Annotated in this window: 22 protein-coding genes; 5 read left to right on the top strand and 17 right to left on the bottom strand. The window is 65.2% G+C overall.

From position 1 onward, the window contains the following. Nucleotides 1-2: 2 nt before the first annotated feature. Complete coding sequence (locus AC1RQK_RS33320; RefSeq protein ID WP_492813647.1) at nucleotides 3-677, bottom strand: TetR/AcrR family transcriptional regulator; 675 nt, start codon at nucleotides 675-677, stop codon at nucleotides 3-5. Between the two features lie 99 nt (nucleotides 678-776). On the opposite strand from AC1RQK_RS33320, the gene AC1RQK_RS33315 reads away from it, so the two are divergent. Then, nucleotides 777-2,222, top strand: a complete 1,446-nt coding sequence (locus tag AC1RQK_RS33315) for a protoporphyrinogen/coproporphyrinogen oxidase (RefSeq protein ID WP_492813645.1) — start codon at nucleotides 777-779, stop codon at nucleotides 2,220-2,222. A 15-nt stretch (nucleotides 2,223-2,237) separates the two neighbouring features. Here the strand turns inward: AC1RQK_RS33315 and AC1RQK_RS33310 are convergent, their stop codons facing one another. The 9 genes from AC1RQK_RS33310 to AC1RQK_RS33270 form a co-directional block, all read right to left on the bottom strand. Beyond that, entirely contained in the window at nucleotides 2,238-3,764 is a 1,527-nt protein-coding gene (locus tag AC1RQK_RS33310) for a SpoVR family protein (RefSeq protein WP_043357207.1), read from the bottom strand. A 90-nt stretch (nucleotides 3,765-3,854) separates the two neighbouring features. Continuing rightward, entirely contained in the window at nucleotides 3,855-5,132 is a 1,278-nt protein-coding gene (locus AC1RQK_RS33305; protein ID WP_043357209.1) for a YeaH/YhbH family protein, read from the bottom strand. A 37-nt stretch (nucleotides 5,133-5,169) separates the two neighbouring features. Next, the gene (locus AC1RQK_RS33300) at nucleotides 5,170-7,092 is read right to left on the bottom strand and encodes a PrkA family serine protein kinase (RefSeq protein ID WP_318235460.1); all 1,923 of its coding nucleotides are present in this window, start codon (nucleotides 7,090-7,092) and stop codon (nucleotides 5,170-5,172) included. A 421-nt stretch (nucleotides 7,093-7,513) separates the two neighbouring features. Then, complete coding sequence (locus AC1RQK_RS33295; protein ID WP_492374195.1) at nucleotides 7,514-8,701, bottom strand: acyl-CoA dehydrogenase family protein; 1,188 nt, start codon at nucleotides 8,699-8,701, stop codon at nucleotides 7,514-7,516. Between the two features lie 82 nt (nucleotides 8,702-8,783). Further along, on the bottom strand, nucleotides 8,784-9,563 hold the full coding sequence (locus AC1RQK_RS33290; protein ID WP_492813642.1) for an enoyl-CoA hydratase/isomerase family protein: 780 nt from the start codon (nucleotides 9,561-9,563) through the stop codon (nucleotides 8,784-8,786). 60 nt (nucleotides 9,564-9,623) lie between these two features. Then, entirely contained in the window at nucleotides 9,624-10,610 is a 987-nt protein-coding gene (locus tag AC1RQK_RS33285; RefSeq protein WP_492374193.1) for a Bug family tripartite tricarboxylate transporter substrate binding protein, read from the bottom strand. Nucleotides 10,611-10,658: 48 nt separating this feature from the next. Beyond that, complete coding sequence (locus AC1RQK_RS33280; RefSeq protein WP_492813640.1) at nucleotides 10,659-12,401, bottom strand: long-chain fatty acid--CoA ligase; 1,743 nt, start codon at nucleotides 12,399-12,401, stop codon at nucleotides 10,659-10,661. 75 nt (nucleotides 12,402-12,476) lie between these two features. After that, a complete protein-coding gene (locus AC1RQK_RS33275; protein WP_492813638.1) occupies nucleotides 12,477-13,469 on the bottom strand; it encodes a Bug family tripartite tricarboxylate transporter substrate binding protein in 993 nt (330 codons plus the stop codon). Between the two features lie 56 nt (nucleotides 13,470-13,525). Next, nucleotides 13,526-14,530 carry a tripartite tricarboxylate transporter substrate binding protein gene (locus AC1RQK_RS33270; protein ID WP_492374190.1) on the bottom strand — a complete coding sequence of 335 codons (1,005 nt, stop codon included), beginning with the start codon at nucleotides 14,528-14,530 and terminating at the stop codon, nucleotides 13,526-13,528. A 315-nt stretch (nucleotides 14,531-14,845) separates the two neighbouring features. Between AC1RQK_RS33270 and AC1RQK_RS33265 the strand changes: the two genes are divergently transcribed. Beyond that, complete coding sequence (locus AC1RQK_RS33265) at nucleotides 14,846-15,982, top strand: AraC family transcriptional regulator (RefSeq protein ID WP_492374189.1); 1,137 nt, start codon at nucleotides 14,846-14,848, stop codon at nucleotides 15,980-15,982. Between the two features lie 147 nt (nucleotides 15,983-16,129). Here AC1RQK_RS33265 and AC1RQK_RS33260 read toward each other — a convergent pair whose 3' ends face one another. Together AC1RQK_RS33260 and AC1RQK_RS33255 are read right to left on the bottom strand one after the other, a co-directional pair. Next, the gene (locus AC1RQK_RS33260) at nucleotides 16,130-16,564 is read right to left on the bottom strand and encodes a universal stress protein (protein ID WP_492375857.1); all 435 of its coding nucleotides are present in this window, start codon (nucleotides 16,562-16,564) and stop codon (nucleotides 16,130-16,132) included. Nucleotides 16,565-16,608: 44 nt separating this feature from the next. Then, on the bottom strand, nucleotides 16,609-16,827 hold the full coding sequence (locus AC1RQK_RS33255; RefSeq protein ID WP_043357222.1) for an HP1242/YdcH family protein: 219 nt from the start codon (nucleotides 16,825-16,827) through the stop codon (nucleotides 16,609-16,611). Between the two features lie 397 nt (nucleotides 16,828-17,224). Here AC1RQK_RS33255 and AC1RQK_RS33250 point away from each other — a divergent pair, with 397 nt between their 5' ends. Beyond that, nucleotides 17,225-17,677 carry a helix-turn-helix domain-containing protein gene (locus AC1RQK_RS33250; RefSeq protein WP_492813635.1) on the top strand — a complete coding sequence of 151 codons (453 nt, stop codon included), beginning with the start codon at nucleotides 17,225-17,227 and terminating at the stop codon, nucleotides 17,675-17,677. An 11-nt stretch (nucleotides 17,678-17,688) separates the two neighbouring features. Beyond that, nucleotides 17,689-17,943 carry a hypothetical protein gene (locus AC1RQK_RS33245; RefSeq protein WP_492813633.1) on the top strand — a complete coding sequence of 85 codons (255 nt, stop codon included), beginning with the start codon at nucleotides 17,689-17,691 and terminating at the stop codon, nucleotides 17,941-17,943. 92 nt (nucleotides 17,944-18,035) lie between these two features. On the opposite strand, the gene AC1RQK_RS33240 is transcribed toward AC1RQK_RS33245, so the two are convergent. The 5 genes from AC1RQK_RS33240 to AC1RQK_RS33220 form a co-directional block, all read right to left on the bottom strand. Further along, a complete protein-coding gene (locus AC1RQK_RS33240) occupies nucleotides 18,036-19,277 on the bottom strand; it encodes a CaiB/BaiF CoA transferase family protein (RefSeq protein ID WP_492813631.1) in 1,242 nt (413 codons plus the stop codon). Next, nucleotides 19,274-20,137, bottom strand: coding sequence for a MaoC/PaaZ C-terminal domain-containing protein (locus tag AC1RQK_RS33235; protein WP_492813629.1), 864 nt, complete (start codon nucleotides 20,135-20,137; stop codon nucleotides 19,274-19,276). The genes AC1RQK_RS33240 and AC1RQK_RS33235 overlap by 4 nt, the downstream gene beginning before the upstream one ends. 4 nt (nucleotides 20,138-20,141) lie before the next feature. Further along, on the bottom strand, nucleotides 20,142-21,056 hold the full coding sequence (locus AC1RQK_RS33230) for an SDR family NAD(P)-dependent oxidoreductase (protein WP_043357229.1): 915 nt from the start codon (nucleotides 21,054-21,056) through the stop codon (nucleotides 20,142-20,144). Between the two features lie 86 nt (nucleotides 21,057-21,142). Next, the gene (locus tag AC1RQK_RS33225; RefSeq protein ID WP_492375852.1) at nucleotides 21,143-22,144 is read right to left on the bottom strand and encodes a tripartite tricarboxylate transporter substrate binding protein; all 1,002 of its coding nucleotides are present in this window, start codon (nucleotides 22,142-22,144) and stop codon (nucleotides 21,143-21,145) included. Nucleotides 22,145-22,222: 78 nt separating this feature from the next. After that, complete coding sequence (locus tag AC1RQK_RS33220; protein ID WP_492813627.1) at nucleotides 22,223-23,215, bottom strand: Bug family tripartite tricarboxylate transporter substrate binding protein; 993 nt, start codon at nucleotides 23,213-23,215, stop codon at nucleotides 22,223-22,225. A gap of 193 nt (nucleotides 23,216-23,408) precedes the next feature. On the opposite strand from AC1RQK_RS33220, the gene AC1RQK_RS33215 reads away from it, so the two are divergent. Next, nucleotides 23,409-24,311 (top strand): LysR family transcriptional regulator, encoded by a 903-nt coding sequence (locus tag AC1RQK_RS33215; RefSeq protein WP_150985207.1) that lies wholly within the window; start codon nucleotides 23,409-23,411, stop codon nucleotides 24,309-24,311. The last annotated feature ends 3 nt before the right edge of the window (nucleotides 24,312-24,314 follow it).

Here is a 24,314-nt window from a genome sequence, read left to right as displayed (position 1 = left end):
GATCAGCCGGCATCGGGCTCGCGCTGCAGCAGGCTCCAGCACAGGCGAACCAGCTCGTCCTCCAGGGCCGGGCTGCCGAGCAAGGGCGAGCGCTCCAGCGCGGCCGAGCGCACTACCCCGAACATGGCCCGTGTGAGCGCGAACATCTGGGCCGGGGCGGGCAAGCGCAGCGCGCTCATGCCCAGCGCCTGCAACTGCGCGCCGATCCGTTCGCTGGCCAGGCGCAGCGCCGCCACGGCATCCTCGTCGCGATCATGGCGCCAGGCCAGGCGGGCCAGCGCGCGGCTATGCGCGTCATAGCCACCAAAGCTGAGCACATAGGCCTGCACATAAGCCCGCAGCGCGGCGCGCGCGGCTTGCGGCTCCGCCAGTCCCGCCGCTGCCGGCATGGCGGCCAGGCGTTCAGCCAGCATCGTTTCCAGGGCCACCAACGCCGCCTCGCGCTGTTGCTCGATCAAGGTGCGGCCAATCGCCGCGCGGTCTGCAAAGTACTGGTAAAGCGAGCCAACCGAAACCCCTGCCAGCGCAGCGATCTGCTCGGTGGTGGGCTCAGGCTGGGCACGCATCTCGTGTTCGGCGAACAGCTGCGCCGCGGCTTGCAAGATGGCTTGGACGGTATGTTGCGCGCGCTGCTGCGAGGGCTGGCGGCGCTTCGGCGGTTCGGTGGCGGCAGGCATGATGGAATCTGAGGAGAAAGCGAATTGGCTGCGACGCGGCAAGCCGATAGATTGTCGCACGGTGCCCCAAGCACGGGCTAACCGGACAAGTCCCAGAACATGCACACCACTGCCTTGCCTTCACCCACTTCACCCGTTACACCTGCTCCACCCGTTCCACCCGCATCGGCGCTGCCGGCGCATTCGCCCGGCCCGCACCGCGCCCCCGAAGTAATCGTGGCCGGCGCCGGCATTGCCGGGCTGTGCGCGGCCGATGCGCTCGCCCGCGCCGGCGCGCGGGTGCGCGTGTTCGAGGCCGCCGGGGATGTCGGCGGCCGCATGCGCAGCGAAACCCTCGGGCCGCATGGCATAGAGTGCGGCGCACAATTCCTGTCGAGCGGCTACACGGTGCTGCCGGCGCTGGCGCGGCGGTTTGGCCTGGACGGCGGACTGCAAGCCGCCAGCGACCTCAACGCGGTGGTGCGCCAAGGCCGGCCGCGCCGCGTGCGCGCACAGAGCCTGCTGGACCCGCTGCGCAGCGGCCTGCTCGGATTGCCGGCCTGGCTCGGCTTGGGGCTGGCGCTGGGCCGCGAAGGCCGCGCGCTGCGCACGCTGCCGCTCGACGACCTTGGCCAATGGGCGCGCTACGATGCGGATTCCGCCAGCGAATGGCTTGGCCAGCGTGGTTGCCGCGAGGCGCTCGCCTATGTCACGGAGCCGCTATTGCAGGGATTCTATTTCCTCACGCCTGAATCGTCCTCCGCCGCGCTGATGCTGATGGCTAGCGGCTTCGGCTGGCGCCGCTGTGTCAACACTTCGCTGGTCGGCGGCCTGCAAAGCCTGCCACGCGCGCTGGCGCGCACGTTGCAGGTGGAGACCGGCCGGCGGGTCGCATCGATCCGCCAGCAGGACACGGGCGTGGTGGTGAGCGGCGCGGGCTTCGAAGCCACGGCCGACTACGTTGTGTGCGCCCTGCCGGCACCCTTTGCCCGGCAAGCCTGGACGGGCGGGGATGCGCTGGAGCGCCGCCTGCTCGCCACGCCCTACAGCCGCACCATCAACCTGTCCTTGCTCACACGGCCGGGGTTTCGTGTGCCGGCCGCTTTGGCGAGCGTCTACGGCGTATTGGTGCCGCGTGCCGAGCGCCGGTACGTAGCCGCGCTGGCGCTGGACGCCGGCAAGCGCCCGCTAGCGCGTCCCGCCGGCGGACATGGACAAGTCATCCAGGTCATGCTGGAAGACCGCGCCGCCGCGGATCGGTTGGGCGCGAGCGATGCGCAGATCCTCGCCGACGTGCTGCCCGGGGTCGAACATTACCTGCCGGGCATCTCGCGGCAATTGCAGGACTGCCTGGTCACGCGCTGGGCGCAGGCAATGCCCACGGTGCCGGTCGGCCGCGCCGCCGACGTGCTGGCGTACCGCAGCCGTGCGCCGGCATCGCGGCAACGGGTCTTCCTGGCGGGGGACTACGTGAATGCGCCCTTCACGGACGCTGCCGCGGCTACCGGCTTGTGGGCCGCGCAGGCCATCATGCGGGCGGTGTCATCCACCGCCCGCGCAGGCTGACGCTGCCATGCCCATTCAAGCCGCCTTGCGATGCCGGCGTTCCGGCTTGCATTCGTACTTGGATTCGCGCCGGCCATCTTCATAGGCCACTTCCAGGCGCACCGTAAAGCCCCACAGCCGCGTGACGTGGCGGATCACCTCGTCGAAATTCTGCGCCAGCGGGCGGCGGTCGTTCTGCAGGTGGCGCAGAGTCAGGGAGCGGTCTCCGCCCACATCCACATTGGTGATCTGGATGTTGGGCTCCATGTTCGACAGGTCGTACTGGTTGGCCAGCAACTGGCGGATGTTCCGGTAACCCTCATCGTCATGAATAGCGGTCACGCGTAGCTTGCCTTCGCGGTCGTCGTCGAGCACGGAGAACAGCTTGAGCTCGCGGATCACGCGCGGCGACAGGAACTGCAGCAGGAAGCTCTCGTCCTTGAAGTTGCGCATGGCGAAGTCGAGCGTCTTGCGCCAGTCGCTGCCGGCGAATTCCGGCGCCCAGCGGTAGTCTTCCTCGGTCGGGTTCTCGCACATCCGGCGCAGGTCCTGGAACATCAGGAAGCCCACGGTGTACGGGTTGAGGCCGCTGTAGTAAGGGCTGTTGTACGGCGGCTGGTAAATCACATTGGTATGCGCCTGCAGCAGCTCCATCATGAAGGCGTCGTTGACCAGGCCCTCTTCATACAGCTGGTGCAGGATGGTGTAGTGCCAGAACGTGGCCCAGCCTTCGTTCATGACCTTGGTCTGGCGCTGCGGGTAGAAGTACTGCGCGATCTTGCGCACGATGCGCACGATCTCGCGCTGCCACGGCGCCAGCTTGGGCGCGTTCTTCTCGATGAAGTAGAGCAGGTTTTCCTGCGGCTCCGGCGGGAAGGCGGCGTCGCGCTCGAACCCTTCATCGTCTTCCAGCGCATGCGCGCGGTGCTTGGGCAGGGTGCGCCACAGGTCGTTGACCTGCGTCTGCAGGTAGTTCTCCCGCTCGGTCTGGCGCGCCTGCTCCTCGGCAATGGAGAGCTTCTTGGGCCGCTTGTAGCGGTCCACGCCGTAGTTCTGCAGCGCGTGGCAGGAATCGAGCAGCGCCTCGACTTCCTGCTCCCCATAGCGCTGCTCGCATTCGGCTACGTAGTTTTTGGCGAACAGCAGGTAGTCGATGATGGCATCGGCGTTGGTCCAGGTGCGGAACAGGTAGTTGCCCTTGAAGAAGGAGTTGTGGCCGTAGCAGGCGTGCGCGATGGTCAGCGCCTGCATGGGCATGGTGTTCTCCTCCATCAAGTACGCGATGCAGGGATTCGAGTTGATGACGATCTCGTAGGCCAGGCCCATGTGCCCGCGCTGGTAGCTGCGCTCGGACGCGAGAAAATGCTTGCCGTACGACCAATGGCTGTAGCCCACAGGCAGGCCAGACGACGCATAGGCGTCGAGCATCTGCTCCGCGGTAATGATCTCAACCTGGTTGGGATAGGTGTCCAGACCGAAATCGCCGGCAATGCGTGCGATTTCGCGGTCATAACGCTGGATCAGCTCAAAGGTCCACTCCGAGCCGGTAGAGAGATATGCCATTTACGACCCCCGTTGCGGGTGAAGCTAGGGTTGCGCCCCTCTCCCGCACTGCGGGAGAGGGGAAAACACCTGCAAAAAACCAGGGCGACTTCAGCGGCTGGATGGCCATGCCGCTTTTTTCTGGAACAGGTCATGCAGCACAGGGTAAATCTCGTCCGCCCCGATGATGCGCTGCATGGCGAAGTTCTCATGCCGGTCCTTGACCGCCAGATACTCTTCCCACAGGTTCTGCGGCTCTTCCGAAGCCACTTCCACATAGGCGTAGTACTGCACCAGCGGCAGGATGGACTCGCGCAGCAAGCGCCCGCACAACTCCGAATCGCCCGCCCAGTTGTCGCCATCCGAGGCCTGGGCGCAGTAGATATTCCACTGGCTGGCGGGATAGCGGTCGTGAATTACCTCGACCATCAGCTTGAGCGCGCTCGATACGACCGTACCACCGGATTCGCGCGAATGGAAGAAATCTTCCTCGTTCACTTCCTTCGCCACCGTGTGATGACGAATGAACACCACGTCGATGCGATCGTAGTTGCGCTTGAGGAAGAGGTACAGGAGCATGAAAAAGCGCTTGGCGAGATCCTTGCGGCTCTCATCCATGGACCCGGACACATCCATCAGGCAGAACATCACCGCCTGTGCCTGCGGGCGCTTTTTCAGCACGCGATTGTTGTAGCGCAGGTCGAGCTTTTCGATAAAGGGCACGCGCTCCACGCAGGCGCGCAGGTGACGCATTTCCTTCATCAGCTCCAGCGCCCGTGCCGAGTAAGGCCCGTCCTGCTCCAGCACCTCGCCATACTCCTGCTCCAGCACCGCGAGCTTTTTCTGGTAAGGACTGGACAAGGCAATGCGCCGCCCGAGCGAGCTTCGCATCGTGCGCAGGATGGACAGGTTGGACGGCGTGCCGTCGATCGAGAAGCCAGCCCGGACCTTGCGGACCTCGGCGATCTTGGCAAGGTGGCGCTTGGCCATGTCCGGCAGCGCCATGTCCTCGAAGAAGAAGTTGAGGAAATCCTCGCGCGACAGGCTGAAGACGAAATCATCCTCGCCTTCACCCGAATCGCTCGCCTTGGAGCCGCCTCCACCCCCGCCTTGCTGCTGGCGGTCGAAACTGTCCCCCCGGACAAATTTCTTGTTGCCCGGATGGATCCACTCCCGCCGGCCGCCCTGGCCGTGGTGAAAAGCGGGCTCGGAGATGTCCTTGACCGGAATGGACACCTGCCCGCTTTGTTCGATGTCCATGATCTTCCGGCCGGACACCGCCTTCGCTACCGCCTGGCGTATCTGTTCGCGGTAGCGTTTGATGAAGCGTTGCTGGTTGACGGCACTCTTGTTGCCGCCGTTCTCGCGCCGATCGATGACCGTGGCCATATGCTTGCCCTCGCTTAGAGGCCTCGTTCAGGCGCCGTTACGATGATTTTCTTACGCGCAAATACCACTCCACAAGTAAGCGGACCTGCTTCGCGGTGTATCCCTTCTCAACCATGCGGTTGACGAAGTTCGCGTGCTTGTCCTGATCCTCGCGAGAGGATTTGGCGTTGAACGAGATCACGGGCAACAGATCTTCGGTGGTGGAGAACATGCGCTTCTCAATCACCATGCGCAACTTCTCGTAGCTGGTCCACGCGGGGTTCTTGCCCGCGTTGTTGGCCCGCGCGCGCAGCACGAAGTTGACGATCTCGTTGCGGAAGTCCTTGGGGTTGGATATCCCCGCAGGCTTCTCGACTTTTTCAAGCTCGTCGTTCAACGCGTTGCGATCGAGAATCTCACCGGTATTCGGGTCGCGATATTCCTGGTCCTGGATCCACAGGTCCGCAAAGACCACGTAGCGATCGAAGATGTTCTGGCCGTATTCGGAGTACGACTCCAGGTAAGCGGTCTGGATCTCCTTGCCGATGAACTCCACGAACGGTGCGGTCAGGTACTCCTTGATGTACGACCGCAGCTTGGCCTCCTGCTCCGGCGGGAACTGCTCGCGCTCGATCTGTTGCTCGAGCACATAGAGCAGGTGCACCGGATTGGCGGCCACCTCGGTATTGTCGAAGTTGAAGACCTTGGACAAGACCTTGAAGGCGAAACGCGTGGACAAGCCGTTCATGCCCTCGTCGATGCCAGCGTAGTCGCGATACTCCTGGTACGACTTGGCCTTGGGGTCGACATCTTTCAGGCTCTCGCCGTCATAGACGCGCATCTTGGAGAAGATGTTTGAATTCTCCGGCTCCTTGATGCGGGTGAGCACAGCGAACTGCCCCATCATCTTCAAGGTGTTGGGCGCGCAAGGCGCGGCCGACAGCGAACTGCTGCGCAACAGCTTGTCGTAGATCTTCACCTCCTCCGACACGCGCAGGCAGTACGGCACCTTGACGATGTAGATCCGGTCGAGGAAAGCCTCGTTGTTCTTGTCGGCCTTGAAGGTTGTCCACTCGGCTTCGTTCGAGTGCGCCAGGATGATGCCGTCGAAGGGGATCGCGCCGAAGCCTTCGGTGCCCTTGTAGTTGCCCTCCTGGGTGGCGGTCAGCAGCGGGTGCAGCACCTTGATCGGCGCCTTGAACATCTCCACGAACTCAAGCAGCCCGCGGTTGGCCAGGCACAACCCGCCGGAATATGAGTAAGCGTCCGGATCGTCCTGCGGGAAATCTTCCAGCTTCCTGATATCTACCTTGCCGACCAGCGAGGAGATGTCCTGGTTGTTTTCATCGCCCGGCTCCGTCTTGGAAATCGCGATCTGCGACAACACCGACGGGCGCAGCTTGACCACGCGAAAGCGCGTGATGTCGCCGTTGAACTCATGCAGGCGCTTGACCGCCCAGGGCGAGGCGATGGTGTTGAGATAGCGCACCGGGATGCCGTAGTCCTCTTCCAGGATCTTGCCGTCTTCCTCGGGGGAGAACAGCCCGAGCGGCGATTCATGGATAGGCGAACCCTTCAATGCGTAGATGGGAATCTGCTCCATCAACGCCTTGAGTTTTTCCGCGAGCGAGGACTTGCCCCCCCCCGGAGGCCCAAGCAGGTAAAGGATCTGCTTGCGCTCCTCGAGCCCTTGCGCGGCATGCTTGAAGAAGGCGACGATCTGCTCGATCGTGTCCTCCATGCCGTAGAACTCGCGGAAGGCCGGATAGACCCTGATGACCTTGTTGAAGAACAGGCGGGACAGCCGAGGATCGTGGTGGGTATCCACCAGTTCGGGCTGACCAATGGCGGCGAGCATGCGCTCGGATGCGGTCGCATAGGCGGAAGGATCCTTCTTGCAGATATCCAGGTACTCCTGGATGCTGTATTCCTCTTCCTTGCGACCTTCGAAGCGTGTGGCGTAGTGGCCGAAAATGTCCATACCTCACTCCCGTCAGAGACCCGTCCGAGGCGAAGGTAGATCTACTACAACTCAAGATCTCGCGGCAGCGCTTGCGGTTCCGCCACCCCGGCTTGGCGGTGCTGCCATGTTGCGAAATCTTTACTTAATCATAGTCAAATAACGGCGAGAGCTGAGAGTCGGTTGACGAGCTTTGCAATGGCGCAACGGATCAGCTCGACTCACCGTACTACCACTTCAGGCCCCACTCGCGACGGGCATTTGAACCATGTCTTGTGACACACATTACACCTTTCCGTTATTCCGTGCACACCTGCTTTTGTAACGAGAAACGCGCTTGCCCCCTCGCAACCCCCACTGGGCGGGACTTTGCGGCCGGCCTACTTCCAACGTACTACGACGTTGGCATGAGAGGCTTGCCGCATGGCCCCGCACACACGCATCACAGCGTGCGTGCCACCAGCTCCTTCATGATTTCGTTGGAGCCGCCATAAATCTTGCTGACCCGCGCGTTCGCATACATGCGCGCGATCGGGTATTCGAGCATATAGCCGTACCCGCCATGCAGTTGCAGGCATTCGTCGATGATTTCGCAGTTCTTCTGCGAGCACCACCACTTGGCCATGGCCGCCGTGGGCGCATCGAGCTCGCCCCTCAGCAAGCGCACCATGCAATCATCGACGAAGGTAGCGGCGATGGTTGCCTCGGTCTTGCACTCCGCCAGCTTGAAGCGCGTGTTCTGCATATCGATCAGCGGTTTTCCAAACACCTGCCGCTCGCGCACGTAGTCGGTGGTGAGCTCGATCGCGCGCTGCATGCTCGCCACCGCACCAAGCGCGATGATCATGCGCTCCTGCGGCAGTTGCTGCATCAGCTGATAGAAGCCCTTGCCCTCCTCGTCGCCCAGCAGGTTCTCCACCGGCACGCACACGTCGTCGAAGAACAACTCGGCGGTGTCCTGGCCTTTCTGCCCGATTTTTTCCAGAATTCGGCCGCGCCTGAAGCCAGGCTGGTCCCGGGTCTCGACCATGATGAGCGAGACCCCTTTCGCGCCGGCATCGGGATCGGTCTTGGCTACCACGCAAACGAGGTCGGCGTGGTAGCCATTGGTGATGAAGGTTTTTGCACCGTTGATGCGATAGATGTCTCCGTTCTGGGTCTTCTCACGCACCGCTCGGGTGCGTACCGACTTGAGATCCGAGCCCGCGCCGGGCTCCGACATGGCGATGGCGGCCACCATGGCGCCTGAAGCCATCTGCGCAAGCCATTTGCGCTTCTGCGCCTCGGTACCGTAGTTGAGCAAGTAATGGGCCACGATGCCGCTGTGCACGCCATTGCCCAGGCTGGTGGCGATGGCGCGTGCCATTTCGTTACAGATCACAGCCTCGTGGGCAAAGTTCCCGCCGCCGCCGCCGTACTCCTCAGGAATGCTGGCGCACAGCAGGCCAACCTCGCCGGCGCGGTTCCAGACTTCGCGGTCGATGTAGCCGCGCTCGGCCCAGCGCGCCTCGTTCGGCACCAGCTCGCGCTCCACGAAGCGGCGGACGGTGTCCTGGAACATGACCAGGTCTTCGCTCATCCAGGGCACCTTGCGGGCGGCCATCGCCATGTTCTTGTCGGAATTTCCCATGTTGTTCTCCTTGATGGTTGCCGGTGTTGCCGGTGTTGCGTTGCAGCACCACGCGCTTGTTGTTGTGTGGTTGTGTGGTGGTTCAGTCGGGCCAGCGATAGCGCGGCGGCTGCTTTTCCAGGAAGCGCGCGGCGGCCTCCTTGCGGTACTCGGTGGCGAAAGCGATACCCTGGCCGTCTGCCTCCATCTCCAGCATGCTGTGCAGGTCCTGGTTCAGCGAGGCATTGAGCGCCTTCTTGGTCAGCGCAACCGCTACCGACGAAGCTTCGGTAAAGGCCGAGGCGAGCGCCAGCGCGCGGGCATGCAGATCCTCCGGCGGCACGATTTCCATCACGATGCCCTGCTCCAGCGCCGCTGCGGCGCTCAGTTCACGCATCGAGAACATCAGCGCCTTGGCGCGCTGCAGGCCGATCATGCGCGGCAGCGTGTAGAACACACCGCAATCCGGGATCAGGCCCAGGCGCAGGAAAGGCAGGCCAAAGCGCGCGCGCGGCGTGGCCAGGATGATGTCGGCCACGAGAGCCAGGCTGAAGCCGGCGCCATAGGCCGCGCCGTCTACCGCCGCGATCACGGGACGGTCGAGGTGGATCAGGTCTTCCAGCCAGGGATGGATGGCCGCCAGGCGCTGGCGGCCCTGGTCAGCGCTGATTTCGCCTTGCATCGAGCTGATGTCGCCGCCGGAACAGAAATCCGTGCCCGCGCCGGTGAGGATCAGCGCGCGCACGCTGGTGTCCTGGCGCAACTGGTGCACAACCTCGCCGATTTCGCGGCGCATGGTGCCGTTCAGGGCGTTCTTGCGTTTCGGGAAGTCGAGCGTGAGGGTGGCAACCCCGTCGGCAACGGCGTAGCGAATGGTCTCCATGGCGAACTCCTCTGGGTTGGCTCGGTGAATAAATGCAGTAGCAGTCATAAAATCGGCGCGTCAGTCAAGCTGGATGTTGGCGTCGCGGACGATGCGCGCCCACTTGGGCGTGTCCGTCGCGATCACCGCGGCCAGTTCTTCCGGGGACGAGCCCACCGGCTGCAGCCCCATCGCCACCAGCTTTTGCGAGATGTCCGGGAGCCGCACGATGCGGGCGATCTCGGTGGAGAGCCGGGTAACCACGTCGCGCGGCGTATTGGCGGGCAGGAACATCGAGAACCAGCCGCTCGGCTCAAACCCGGTGAAGCCGGCCTGCGCGAAAGTCGGCACCGAGGGAATCGATTTGTAGCGCTGGGCGCCCGTGATGGCGAGGATCTTGAACTTCCCGCTATTCAGATAGCTGTTGGCCGAGGTCACATCGACAAACGCCGAATCCACCTGCCCACCCAGCACGTCGCTCATCAGCGGCGCGGCGCCTTTGTATGGAATGTGTGCAAGGTCCACGTGCGCCTGCATCTTGAGCAGCTCGCCATGCAAATGCGAGGAGGTGCCGTTGCCGTAGGAGCCGTAGCTGAGCTTGCCGGCCTTGGCCAGGGCCACGAACTCAGCGAGCGTGCTGGCCGGCACCCGGTTGGGCACCACGAACAGGTCGGAGGACCTGGCCAGCAGTGAAACCGGCGCGAAGTCGCGGGCCACGTCGTACGGAATGCGCTTGTACAGGCTGGGCGACTGGATCATGGCGGTGATGCCGAGCAGCATCGTGTAGCCGTCGGGCGGCGCCTTGGCCACGATGTCGTTGCCCAGCATGCCACTGGCGCCGGGCTTGTTGTCAACCACCACCGGCTGGCCCCAGGCCTCGGTCAGGCGCTGGCCGATCATGCGCGCGATGGTATCGGTGCCGCCGCCGGCGGGATACGGCACCACCATGCGGATGGGCCGCGCCGGATAGGTGCCCTGCGCCTGCGCGGGCCACTGCCATCCGCCCAGCAACGCACCGCCGCCCAGCACTGCCGCCTGGCCCAGCCAGTTTCGTCTCGATGTCTTCATGATGTCTCCCATCGTTCTCGTTGTTCTCGGTGTTCTCGTTGTTCTGGTTCAGGCCACGCTGCCGGCGGCGGCCGACTGATCTCCGCCTTGGCCCTGCTCCAGCTCCTGCAGTGCCCGCCACTGGATCTTGCCGGTGGCCGATTTGGGCAAGGCGTCGACAAAGCTGACAATGCGCGGCACCTTGTAGGCCGCCAGCCGCTCGCGGCACCACGCCATGATCTGCTCGGCGCTGGCCTCGGGCGTGCCGCGCGCGGCCGGCTTGAGCGCCACCACGGCCTTGACGGTCTCGCCGCGGCGCGCGTCGCGCGCGGCGATCACGCAGGCTTCGTGGACGGCGGGATGGCCGTAGAGCAGGTTCTCCACCTCCGCCGGCCAGACCTTGAAGCCGGATGCGTTGATCATGCGTTTGAGCCGGTCGCGCATGAAGAAATAGCCTTCCTCATCCATGAAGCCGAGGTCGCCGGTGCGCAGGAAGCGCTTGCCATCGATCTCGATGAACGATTCCGCATCGGCTTGCGGGTTGCGCCAGTAGCCGCGCATCACCTGCGCGCCATGGGTCACGATCTCGCCCAGTTCGCCCTGCGGCAGCTCGGCCAGCGTGTGCGGGTCGATCACGCGCGCGTCCACGCCGAACGTGGCGATGCCAAGGCATTCGCGCTTGGGCCGGTGGCGCGGATTGGACAGCAGGAAGGCGGCGGTCTCGGTCAGGCCGTACGCCTCCACGTAAGGCAGGCCAAAGCGCTCCTGCAGCATGGTGGCCACGGCGTCCGGCATGGCGGCCCCGCCGCCGCCCAGGTAGGCAAGGCTGGAGAGGTTGCGCTCGCCGATGCCCGGCTGCGCGAAGAAATCCACCAGCATGGCGGGCGGCGCGCCCCAGGTGGAAACCTGGTAGCGCTCGATCAGGTCTGCTGCTGCCGCGCGATCCCAGCGCGGCAGCAGCACGATGGTGGCGCCCAGGTAAAGCGGCGCGTGGATGCCGTTCTGCATGCCCAGCAGATGGAACATCGGTGCGACCGACAAGCACACGCTCTGCGGGCTGGCGCTGCGCCACAGTTGCGAGCCCACCGCCGCGCTCATCAGCGTGCCGTGCGTATGCATGCAGCCCTTGGGATGGCCAGTGGTGCCCGAGGTGTAGGCCAGCATGCACAGCGTGTCGTAGCCGGCCTCATGCGCGCGTGGGGCATGGCCCGCGGCGTCGGCCTGTGTCCATGTCGCCAGCGTGGCGCCTGCGGGCGCGCAGGCGGGCAGCGGGGTGCGCTCGTAAAGCCAGGCGGGCACGCTGTCGGTGCCGCCGGCCGCCTCGAGCATGTCCCCGTACTGATGCACGATGACATGCGCCAGCCCGGCGCCATGCAGCGGCGCAATCTGCGGATATAGCTCCGCCGCGACGAAGGCCGCCACCGCGCCGCTGTCCGCGGCCACGTGTTCGAGCTCCCCGGTCAGCCACATCGGGTTGGCTGGCACGACCACCGCCTCGGCACGCAGGATGGCGTAGTAGGCGACGATGAACTGCGGGCAGTTCTGGCTGAACAGCATCACGCGGTCGCCCGGCGCCACGCCGCAAGCCTGCTGCAGGTAGCCGGCCATGCGCTCGATCTGCGCATGCAGGCTGGCGTAGGAGATGGCCGTATGGAAATACTGGATCGCGGTCTTGTCCGGATAGCGCCGGGCGGCCACCTCGACGTTGTAGGCCAGGCTGGTGCGCGGCACGCACACCTCGGCGGGCATGCCTGGAGGCCAGTGGGGAGAACGGTAGGCCGGAGCGTGGGTAGCAGAAGCAGCTTGATTCATGAGAAACACAAAGTGGGAAAATTACCGGCCGCCACCGGCCTGGCGGGCATCGAGGCGCCGTGCATCAAGACGACGTTAGTCAAGACGGATGTTCCGGGTGCGGATGACCTTGCCCCAGCGCGCGTAATCGCTACGCATGGTCTCGGCGAAGGCATCGGGCGTGCTGCCGGCAAGCACCACGCCCATGTCGTTCATGCGCGCGCGCACGGCTGGCATGGCCAGCACGCGGTTGACGTCCGAGGAGAACTTTTCGATCACCGGGCGCGGCGCGGCGGCCGGCAGCAACAGCCCGAACCAGCCCATCGAATCCATGCCCGCGATGCCAGACTCGCGAAAGGTCGGCACGTCTGGCAATTGCGGCGCACGCGCGGGGCCGGTCACCGCCAGCGCGCGCAGGCGGCCGGTTGCCGTGTGCGGGCGCGCGCCCATCACCGAGATGATCGCCGCGGGTATCTGCCCGCCGAGCAGGTCGTTCAGTTCCGGCGCCTCGCCCTTGTACGACACGTGGGTCATGTCCAGCCCCGCCGCCTCGTTGAACACTTCGCAGTAGAGATGGCCGCTTGAGCCGGTGCCGTAGGAGCCATAGTTGAACTGCCTTGGCCTGGACTTCACCAGCGCGATGAATTCGGCCAGCGTCGTGGCGGGCACCGAGTTGTGCACCGCAAACACCAGGCTGGTGGTGCCAAGATTGGACACCGGGGCGAAATCGCGCACCGGGTCGAACGGCGCCTTGGCGTAGAGGCTGGGGGCCTGGACCAGCGTGGTGATGGTAAGCAGCGCGGTATGGCCGTCGGCATCGGCCTTGGCCACGGCGTCGGCGCCGATCATGCCGCTGGCGCCTGGGCGGTTTTCCACCACGATGGGGCGCTGCCACATCTTGCCGAGCGGCTCGGCAATGGCGCGTGCCAGCACATCGGTGGCGCCGCCCGCGGGGTAGGGCACCACCAGCCGCACGGGCTTGGCCGGGAAAGCGTCGGCACGCGCGGGGCTCAGCCCCAGGCCCAGGCCGCCGGCGGCGAGGGCACCGGCTCCGATCTGCTGCAATGCCTTGCGGCGCGTGTGCTGCATCGCTGCTCCTGAATCCGCCCCGAACGGGCACGAGAGGGTTGGGAAATGCTGCAGGCTCAGTCGAGCCGGATATTGAGCTTGCGGATCACGCCGTTCCAGTAAGCCTGGTCGGCGCGCGCCACCTCGGCGAACTCCATCGGCCGGGTGCCTTTGACGATCACGCCAAGGTCGGTCATGCGCTGCCGGATATCGGGCGTGGCCAGGATGGCGTTCACGTCCGCCGAAACCTTGTCCACGATCGGCCGCGGCGTGCCGGCCGGGGCGAACAGGCCGAACCAGCCGGGCCCGTCCAGGCCGCTGTAGCCCAGTTCCTGGAAGGTCGGCACCTCGGGCAGCATGGGCGCCCGGGTGTTGCCCACCACGGCCAGCGCGCGCAGGCGGCCGGTGCGCATATGCGGCTTGATCCCCATCACGGAGATGGTGCCCACCGACACCTGGCCGCCCAGCAGGTCGTTGAGCAACGGCGCCTCGCCTTTGTAGGGGACATGGATCATGTCCAGCCCGGCGGCGCCGGTAAACACTTCCATATAGAGGTGCGCACCGCTGCCGGTGCCGTAGGTGCCGTAGGAATACCCTTTCGGCTTGCCCTTCGCCATTTGCACCACCTCGGCGAGGCTGCCAGGCATGGACGAATTGGCGGCCACTACGAGGTGCGAAGTCGCCAGTTCCGACAGCGCAACCAGGTCGCGCATCGGGTCAAAGGGCGGCTTTGCATACTGGCTGGGCAACTGCACCACGCTGGTCAGCGTGAGCAGCAAGGTGTAACCATCGGCAGGCGCCTTGGCCACCGCATCGGCACCGATCATGCCGCTGGCGCCCGGGCGATTTTCCACCACCACCGTGCGCTGCCACTGCTGGCCAAGCGGAGCGGCAATGGCGCGGGCGAGCACGTCGGTGGCGCCGCCCGCCGGATAAGGCACCACCAGCCGCACCGGCTTGGCGGGGTATCCGGTGGGCACGGCGCCTTGCGCGAGCGCGCTGGCGATCCCGGAGATGCCGCCGCCAGCGGCCAACGAGGCCGCGCCAAGCCGTAACAGGGTCCTGCGACGTCCTATCTGCATCCTGCTTCTCCCCTCTTGAACCGCCACGCCGCGCCCTGCGGATGCACAGGCCAGCAAGGGATGAGATTGCGCGATGGTGCACTGCGTGGACAATGACCATTCGGCCCAAAATGATTGGCCGAATCGTTCAGGGAAAAGCCTGCCTTTGGTAAATCCGGATTGTGCTGGGGCGCAGCATCGGGTTAACTGGCGCACATAGCCGGCACAGAACCGGCAGCGGTCCGGCAAGCCCGCGCGTTGCGCTGCAGTGCAGCGAGATGCAGCCCAGGGGAGATCCGGACCAGGACCGGGGAGTCCGTTGAGAACGAGGAGACAATGCAAATCGCCGCACTCAGGGCATCCGCGCCGTCATCGATGACGGTGCCGCTCAGTTCCCTCCCGCCAGGCACACCGGGCGCTGACGCTGCTCAGCCGCCCACGCGCCACACCATTTCCGTGCTGCAGCTGCACCAGATCGTGCAAGGCGCGCGCCGCCTTGGCTGCGACATCGACGCCCTGCTGCGCCGCGCCGCCATTTCGCCCGCGTTGCTGCAGTCGCCCAACGCGCGCGTGAGCGAGGGCCAGTTTGCCGCGCTGATGCGCTCGATGCGGCGCGTCACGCGCGATGAGTTCTGGGGCTTGCTCAGCCGGCCCGTGGCACCGGGCGTGTTCGCCCAGGCCTGCCAGGCGTTGATCCACTGCGCCACGCTGGAAGACGCCATGCGCGCCGGGCTGAACCAGTATCGCCTGCACCTGGTCGATTTCGTGCCTCGGCTGCAACAGCGCGACGGCCGCGCCACCCTGCTCCTGCTGCCTCGCGCGCCCGCCACGGCGTGCCGCCAGTACGCGCAATCCACCTTCGCCTTCCAGGCTTACGGGGTGGCCAACTGGCTGGTGGCGCAGCGCATTCCCCTCGCCGGCGTCGACCTGGCCGCGCGCGCGCCGGAACCAGCGCGCGGGCCATCCCGGCTCACCGACACCGAACGGGTCTTCAACACCCAGGTCCGCTATGGCCAGCCGCACACCGCCTTGCACTTCGACGCCAGCTGGCTGCGCCTGCCCGTGGTCCAGGACGCCAGCAGCCTGCAAGCCTTCCTGAACGACACGCCGCGCAACCTGCTCACCCGCTACCGCGACGACTCCTGCCTCGCCGAGCGCATCCGGCGCCACCTGCGCTGCCACCTCGACGATGAACTGCCCTCGCTGGAACAAATGGCCGAGACCCTGCGCCTGACGCCGCAAACCCTGCGCCGCCGCCTGCGCGAAGAAGGGCGCGGCTACCAGAGCATCAAAGACAGCCTGCGCCGCGACGCGGCCATCGCCTTCCTGGAACACACGGACCTTGCACTGCAGCAGGTGGCGCTGCGCGTGGGGTTTTCAGAACCCAGCACGTTCCATCGGGCGTTCAAGAAATGGACGGGAGTAGCGCCCGGGGAGTACCGGCAGCGGCAGATGATGGCGTCCGCGGCCTGAGTGCCTGGGCGCGGCAGATGAAGATGAAGATCCCGCCGAGTCGGCGGTGAGCGCTCGGGTCGGCGGGATCCGTGTGACGCAGGGAGATTGCGCCGCTAGTGCGGCGCAACAAATCAAAAATCAAAAATCACGAATCCCCTGGCATGCTCAGCGGAACACCAGCACCGGAATATCGCTATGCGTCAGCACCTTCTGGGTCTCGCTGCCCAGCAGCAGGCCGCTGATGCCGCGCCGCCCGTGCGACGCCATGAAGATCACGTCGCAACCTAGCTCCTTCGCCATGCCGATGATGCCCCGATAGGGAGCGGACGCAATGGACGTGGCACCCGCACATGGCACGCCGGCCAGTGCCGCGGCCGATTCCACCTTGGCCAGTTCCTCGCGCGCCGCCGCCTCGATGCGGTGCTCGAAGACCGACTTCTTCTCATGGCCCGCGTCGCTGGACATCAGGAACGGATACTCCTCGAGGCACATATACGGAGTCAGCTTGGCGCCGGTCGTCCGCGCGAACTCGACGGCCGCCGGGAAGGCCTTTTGCGAGAGTTCCGATCCGTCGATGGGGAGCAGGATATGTTTGAACATGGGATGGCCTTTCAATTGGCAGATTGGCGGATTTGAAATTGGCTTCAGGAAGCCGAGACCTTGCGCAGGATCACGTAGAGCTGGTCCTTCAGCAGCAGCTTTTCCTTCTTGAGGATCTCGATGGCGGTGCCATCTGCGGGAACCGTGCCCGCCTCCATATTCTTGATCTCATGGTCCAGTTCGTTGTGGCGGGTGAACAGCCGCGCAAAGTGGGCGTCCTGGGTCTTGAGGATGGATATCTGATCGCGGAATTCAGGAAACATGGGCCTCACCTTGGGTGGGAGTTGGAAGGCTGGAGCGTTCAGGAGCATTGTGCCGGGAACCGGGCACGCGAGGCTTGATATGGATCATGTCCGGTGGGCTGGGGCACAGCTCTTGCCGGATGGCCATATCCCGGGCGTCGCCATGCCTGATTGCAATTGACCGGCCGACCATAGCAACAAAAGTTTTCTGGACGTCACGGGAATAGCGCCTGATAGTTCGATCTAAAAACAAAGAGTCCAGCCTCGATCCATGGGCAGAACGATGCACGCGACTCCACGGGACTTACAAATTATCGGGAATAACCAATAATAAGGAGGTGCCTTGTCTTATCGACACGAACGCCGCCCGGGCAGAGCGCCATGCGAAGGAACGTACCTGGAAGCAAAGGAGCGCATCATGGCCAAAGATGGCAAGAACGTTTTGAATCCCGATTCGTTCGAGAAGTTTCGCAAACGGGCTCTCGACAAGCCTGAGACACGCCGCGCCTATCTGGCGGAAATGCAGAAGCTCGACGAAGATCCCGATACGCGGTTTGCGATGGCTGGCCGGGTCGGAAGCATCCTGCGCGCCGCGCGCCAGAAGAGCGGCAAAACACAGGCGCAACAATCCGCCGACAGCGGCATGCTGCAATCCGAGATCAGCCGGATCGAGAATGGCGGCGGTTCGCTCGGGCCCTCGATGGAGACGATCGTGAATTACGCTCACGCGCTCGACATGGAGGTCGTATTGATGCTGAAGCCGCGTGAAGCCAAACTGCCTCTTGAACTGGTCGAGCCTGCCGATGAGTCTGCCGATGAAGCGAAGGCCGTGTCGGATATGAGCAGGGTACGGCTGTGGGGTGTCTTTTGATGGCGCACGCAATGGCGAATTTCTTCGGGCATTGGACGGAGATCGTCATCGAAGGCATGACCCGGCGCCTCAAGGGCGCAATGATCGCCAAGGGCATACCGAATGACCTGGGGGTTGTCTCCGACAAGGCGCGATACCAGCGCAAGGCGTTTGTAGCCGCCGCACTGTCGTGGGAGCCACGAGACAGCCAGCAGCTGATTTGCGGGCTGCTGCTCGCCATCGTGGTCTCGGCCGTCAAGATTGGCCTGATGCTGTTCGGGTCCTGACGGCTGGCGGCATCTTATGCGCCGCCGTCCGCAGGCCGATGGTACGCACCCCGGCGGCTGCACCCGGGTAACGCGTACCGCCGGAACCGGCCTCAGATCAAGCCTTGTTCGCGCAGGGCCGCGATCCGCGCTGCCGACATGCCCAGCACGCCCGAAAGCACCGCCTCGGTATGTTCGCCCAGCCGCGGGGGCGCCGCGTCGTACCGCACCGGCGTGGCCGAAAGCCGCAACGGACTCTTCACCGTGGGACAAACCCCGCCATCGCTGCGCACCATATCCACCTGCAGTTCACGGTACCTGACCTGCGGATCCTCCAGCACCTGCGCATAGTCGTTGATCGGCCCGCAAGGAATGCCCTCGCGTTCCAGCGCTTGCACCCAATGCGCGGTCGTGCCCGTGCACATATGGGCTTCGAGCAGCGGCACCAGCACATCGCGATTGACGATGCGGCCAGTGGCGGTGGTGAAGCGTTCGTCCGTGGCAAGGTCCGGACGCGCCACGCCCCGGCAGTACCCTTGCCATTGCCCGTCGTTGCCCGCGGCCACGATCATGTAGCCGTCCGCCGTGGCAAACACGTGGTACGGCACCATGTTTGCATGCGCGTTCCCGAAGCGCTGCGGCGTCTTTCCGGTGATCTTCTGCGCCAGGATTGGCGTCGCCCCGACCGCCACCACCGCGTCGAGCAGCGCCATGTCGATCCGCTGCCCCTCGCCGGTACGCTCGGCATGGCGCAGCGCGGCCAGCACGGCCACGGTGGCATACATGCCGGTGAGCATGTCGACCACGGCCACGCCGACCTTTTGCGGGCCGCCGCCGGGCAGGTCGTCGCGTTCGCCCGTGATGCTCATCAGCCCGCCGATGCCCTGGAAGATGAAGTCGTAGCCGGGCTTGTGCGCGCTCGGGCCTTCCTGGCCGTAGCCGGTGATGGAGCAATAGACCAGCGCCGGGTTGATGGCCTTGAGGCTGTCGTAGTCCAGGCCGTAGCGCTTCAGGTCGCCAACCTTGTAGTTCTCCAGCACGATTTGCGATTTCGCCGCCAGCTCGCGCACGATGCTCTGCCCTTCGGGGCTGGCGATATCGAGCGTGACCGAGCGCTTGCCGCGATTGGCGCCAGCGTAGTAGGTGGCATCGCGCGAGGGCTTGCCGTCGCCGTCGGGCAGCCAGGGAGGGCCCCAGGAGCGGGTGTCGTCGCCCACGCCGGGTCGCTCTACCTTGATCACCTCGGCGCCGAGGTCGGCCAGGTTCTGGGCGCACCAGGGGCCGGCCAGGATGCGCGAAAGATCCAGCACGCGTACGCCGTCAAGCGCGCTCTTCATGGTTGTCGTTGTTGTCATGCGCGGAACTCCGCTACGCCGTTGCTGAGCACGGTGACGTCGCGCGCGGGCACGCGGGCGTCGAACAACACGCGGCCGCCGCCTTCGCGCCACATGCGCACTTCGAGGGTTTCGCCGGGAAATACCGGGCGGGAAAAACGCACATTGAGTTCGAGCAGCTGATCGCCATCGCCGTTGGCGAAGGTGTCGACCAGCGCGCGCGCCGCCACGCCATAGGTGCACAAGCCATGCAGGATGGGTGCGTCGAAGCCCGCCACGCGCGCCACTTCCGGATCGGCATGCAACGGGTTGGGATCGGCATTGAGACGATACAACAACGCGGCCTGCGGCATGATCGCCTGGCTGCGAACCGCATCTGGCGCGCGGGCCGGCGCTGCCGGCAGTGCTTCGGGCGCGGTATCGCCCTGGCCAAAGCCGCCATCGGCGCGGCAGAAGGTGGTGTGGTTTACGGTAGCCAGTTCGGCACCGGTGGCCGCATCCACCAGCGTGCGCTCCACGATCACGAGCGCGCCCTTGTCGGCCCCTTTGTCGATGACATGGGTCACTCGTGCACGCGCACGCACGGTGCCGGACACCGGCAGCGGCCGGTGCAGGCGCAGGCGCTGCTCGCCGTGGACGATGCGCACCCAGTCGATGCCGCTCTTCGGGTCCTGCATCCAGAAGCCGGGATAGGCCAGCACCACGGCCTGCGTTGGAAAGGCCTTGAGCTGCGCTTCATAAACGTATTGCAGCTGGCGCGGATCGGTGGGCTGCTCGCCCAGGCCAAGACCCAGCGCGTAGAGGATGGAGTCCTTCTCGCCGTAGGTTTGCGTGACCTGCGGAAAGTCCCAGTTCTTGATGCGGTTGTAGTCGAGCGGCATGGCGTCAGATCGGGTCCCAGCTGATCACGTCGGGCGAGCGCTCGAGCTTGAAGAAGCTGTTGCGCATGGCGGGGATGGCGATCTCGGCAATGGACTCCGGCGTCCAGCCTTCGCTCATGTGGACCGAGCGCACCGGGCGCGGCTGGCTCATCAGCATGATCTCGTTGGCGCGCACGGCAAAGATCTGCGCGTTGACTTCATGCGCGGCATCGCTGGCGAGGAAGGCGGCCATCGGCGCGACCTTGTTGGCTTCCATCTTTTGCAGCTTGGCGACACGCGCCTTTTCTTCCGGGGTCTCGGAGGGGATCGAGCTGGTCATGCGGCTCCAGGCGAACGGCGCGATACAGTTCGAGCGCACATTGAAGCGGGCCATGTCCAGTGCGATCGACTTCGACAGCGCGGCAATGCCAAGCTTGGCAGCCGAGTAGTTGGCCTGGCCCAGGTTGCCGATCAGGCCGGAGGTGGAAGTCATGTGCACGTAGGCGCCGCTCTCCTGGTCCTTGAAGTGGTTGGCGGCGGCGCGGCTGACAAAGAACGTGCCGTTGAGGTGGACGTCGATCACCGAGCGCCATTCTTCCTCGTTCATCTTGAAGAACATGCGGTCGCGCAGGTTGCCAGCGTTGTTGACCACGGCATCGATGCGGCCGAAGTTGTCGATCGCGCATTGCACGATCGCGTTGGCACCCTGCCAGCTCGATACGCTGTCGGTGTTGGCTACCGCAATGCCGCCGGCGGCGACGATCTCGTCGACTACGCGCTGCGCGGGGCCGGCATCGCCGCCTTCACCGGTGAGCGATACGCCGATGTCGTTGACCACCACCTTGGCGCCGGCCTTGGCCAGTTCCAGCGCTACGCCGCGCCCGATGCCACCACCCGCGCCAGTCACCAGCGCTACCTTGCCTGCCATCACTCCACTCATGCTCATACTCCTGTCTACACGTTTGTTTGCTCGGCGGCCTGGCACGCGCCAGGCCGGATATTCGTTGATCTCTTTTGGTTGATCTCTTATTCCAGGCGTGCGCCCGATTCCTTCACGACCTTGCTCCAGCGCGTGATCTCCGCATCGATATGCGCGCCCAGCGCGGCCGGCGTGGAACCCACCGGCTCATAGCCATTGGATGCCAGGTTCGCGCGCAGGTCGGGCTGGGTCAGCACAGCCGCGATCTCCTTGCTGAGCCGCTCGACAATGGCGCTCGGCGTGCCGGCCGGCGCCAGCACCGCATACCAGCCGTTGATATCGAAGCCCGGCACCCCGGCCTCGGACAGCGTGGGCACGTCCGGCGCCAGCGTGGCGCGCCTGGCGCTGGTCACGGCCAGCGCCTTGAGACGGCCGCTGCGGATATGCGGCATCGACGTGGAAATGCTGTCGAAGGTCAGCTGCACCTCGCCAGCCAGCATGGCGTTGACCACCTGCGCGCTGCCCTTGTACGGCACGTGGGTCATCTTGACGCCGGCCAGGCTGTCGAACAGCTCGCCGGCCAGGTGGCCCGTGTTGCCGTTGCCCGCGGAGGCGAACGTGAGCTGCCCCGGCGCAGCCTTGGCCGCGGCGATCAACTCAGGCACGGTCCTGGCCTTCAGCGAGGGGCTGCCGGCCAGGATCAGCGGCAGGTTGGCCACCAGCGATACCGGCGCGAAATCCTTGCGGGTGTCATACGGCAGCTTGGGATAGAGGCTGGCATTGATGGCGTGCGCGGCCAGCACCACGATCAGCGTGTTGCCGTCCGGCTTGGCGCGCGCAAGTTGCTGCGAGGCAATGGTGCCGCCGGCGCCCGGCCGGTAGTCGAGCACCACGGGCTGGCCCAGCCGCTCCTGCAGCTTGGCCGCCACGGGGCGCGCCAGCAGGTCGGCGCTGCCGCCCGGCGGATAGGGAATCAGTAACTGGATCGGCTTGTTGGGCCAGGTGTCGGCCAGCGCCGAAGCGCTCGCGCCCAGCAGCCCCGCCGCGAGCGGGGCAATCAGCACGGCCTGTAGCCATGACCTGCGGTGGCGCGCTTTCAGTGCTTGCATGCCTTGCCCTCTCGTTGCGTTGCGTTGCGTTGCGTTGTGATGTGGTGTGGTGTTGCGTGCCGTGCCTCGGGCTCGCCCTCATTGCTGTGGAATGCCGGTGTCCTTCACCACCTTGGCCCAGCGCACGCGCTCCGCGTCGATGAACCTGGCGAAATGCTCGGGCGTATCGCCGCCCGGCACACCGCCGAGATCGGCCAGGCGCGTTTTCACTTCGGGCTCGGCCAGGATGCCGGCCACCGTCTTTTGCAGGCGCGAGACCACCGCGGCCGGCGTGCCCGCCGGCGCCACCAGGCCGAACCATGCGGTCACCTGGAAGTCGTCAAGGCCGGCTTCCTTCATGGTGGGCACGTCGGGCAACTCGGCCACGCGCCTGGCGCTGGTCACCGCCAGCGCGCGCAGCTTGCCGGACTGGATATGCGGCAGCGAGCTGGGCAGGTTGTCCACCATCATCGTCACCTGCCCGGCGACCAGGTCGGCCACGGCCGGCGCGGCACCCTTGTATGGCACATGGATGATGTCGATGCCGGTGCGCTTCTTGAACAGCTCGCCGGACAGGTGCACCGATTGCCCGGTCCCCGACGAGGCAAACGAGAGCTTGCCCGGCTGGGACCTGGCCAGCGCGACCAGTTCCGCCACGTTGCGGGCAGGTACCTTGGCGTTGACCACCAGCACATTGGGCACCGAGACCACCATGGTGATCGGCGCGAAGTCCTCGGCACGGTAGGGAAGTTGCTTGTACAGGCCGTAGTTGATGGCATTGGGGCCGATATTGCCCATCATCAGCGTATAGCCGTCTGGCGCGGCCTGGCGCAGTGCCTGCACACCGACAATGCCGGCCGCGCCGGCACGGTTTTCCACCACCACGGGCTGGCCCAGCAGCTCGGAGAGGCGCTTGCCGACCAGCCGCGAGGCGATATCGGTGGTGCCTCCCGCCGCCGCGGGCACGATCAGGCGCACCGGCTTGTCCGGATAGTCGGCTGCGGCAGCGCCGCCCATGGTGGCCAAGGTAGCCACGCCCAGCATGGTGGCCACGCCCGCCAGCCTGCTTGCGCTGTAGCGCCGAACTGTCATGTGTCGTCCTCCTGGGTGGCTGCGCGGCGGCTCGGGTTTCGCGCCGCCTTTGCGCAAGGCAAGCCGGTAACCGCCCGCGCAATACGGACGAGCCGGCCTTTATGGTTCTCTTGCCACGCCGAATACGATAAATTGACGGCGGGGACATTGCTATTCACGATTGACAAAAGAGGCCTTTGGCCCAGCGAAACACATGCATTACGACCTGACCGACCTGCGCCTGTTCCTCAACGTCGGCGAGACCGAAAACCTGACCCGCGCCGCCGAGCGCAGCTTCCTCTCCCTGCCCGCCGCCAGCACCCGCATCAAGCAACTGGAAGAAGCCTTCCAGACCCAGCTGCTGATCCGCCAGGTCAAGGGCGTGCGCCTGACGCCCGCCGGCGACGCCCTCTTGCGCCACGCGCGCGAAGTGTTCCGCGAACTGGAGTGCCTGCACTCGGACCTGCGCCCCTACGCCAAGGGCGTCAAGGGCCGCGTGCGCCTGCTGGCCAACACCACCGCCACCAACTCCTTCCTCGCCACCGCGCTGTCGCGCTTCCTTGCCGAGAACCCGGACGTGGATATCGAACTGGAAGAGCAGCTTTCCCAGGCCATCGTCTCGTCCATCAGCGCCGGTGCGGCGGACCTCGGCATCGTCGCCGGCGAGGTCGCCACCAATGACCTGGAGGTCATGCAGCTCTGCAGCGACGAGCTGATCGTGATCGCGCCGGTCAACCACCCGCTGCCGCAATTCACCAGCCTGCACTTTGCCGACCTGCTGGATACCTGCCGCTTCGTGGGCCTCAACCAGTTCAGCGCCATCCAGTCCTTCCTGGACCGCATCGCCAGCGGCATGGGCAAGCGCATCAGCCTGCGCATCCAGCTGGGCAGCTTCGACGCCGTGTGCCGGATGGTGGAGGCAGGGGCAGGCATCGCCATCGTGCCAAACAGTTGCGCGCGGCGTTATGCCAGCCGCAAGGTGCTGCGGTTTATTCCGCTTGAGGATGAATGGGCCAAGCGCGATCTGCGTCTGGTGCGCCGGCCGGGGCGGGAGTTGCCGCAGTTTGCGGAGACGTTGATTCAGTATTTGACGGATGCGGCGCGGGAACCGGTTTGACAA

This window comes from Cupriavidus sp. GW822-FHT02D05 (assembly GCF_058802485.1).
The sequence above is the reverse complement of the archived record's forward strand: the minus strand, read 5'-3'. Positions and strand labels throughout refer to the sequence as shown.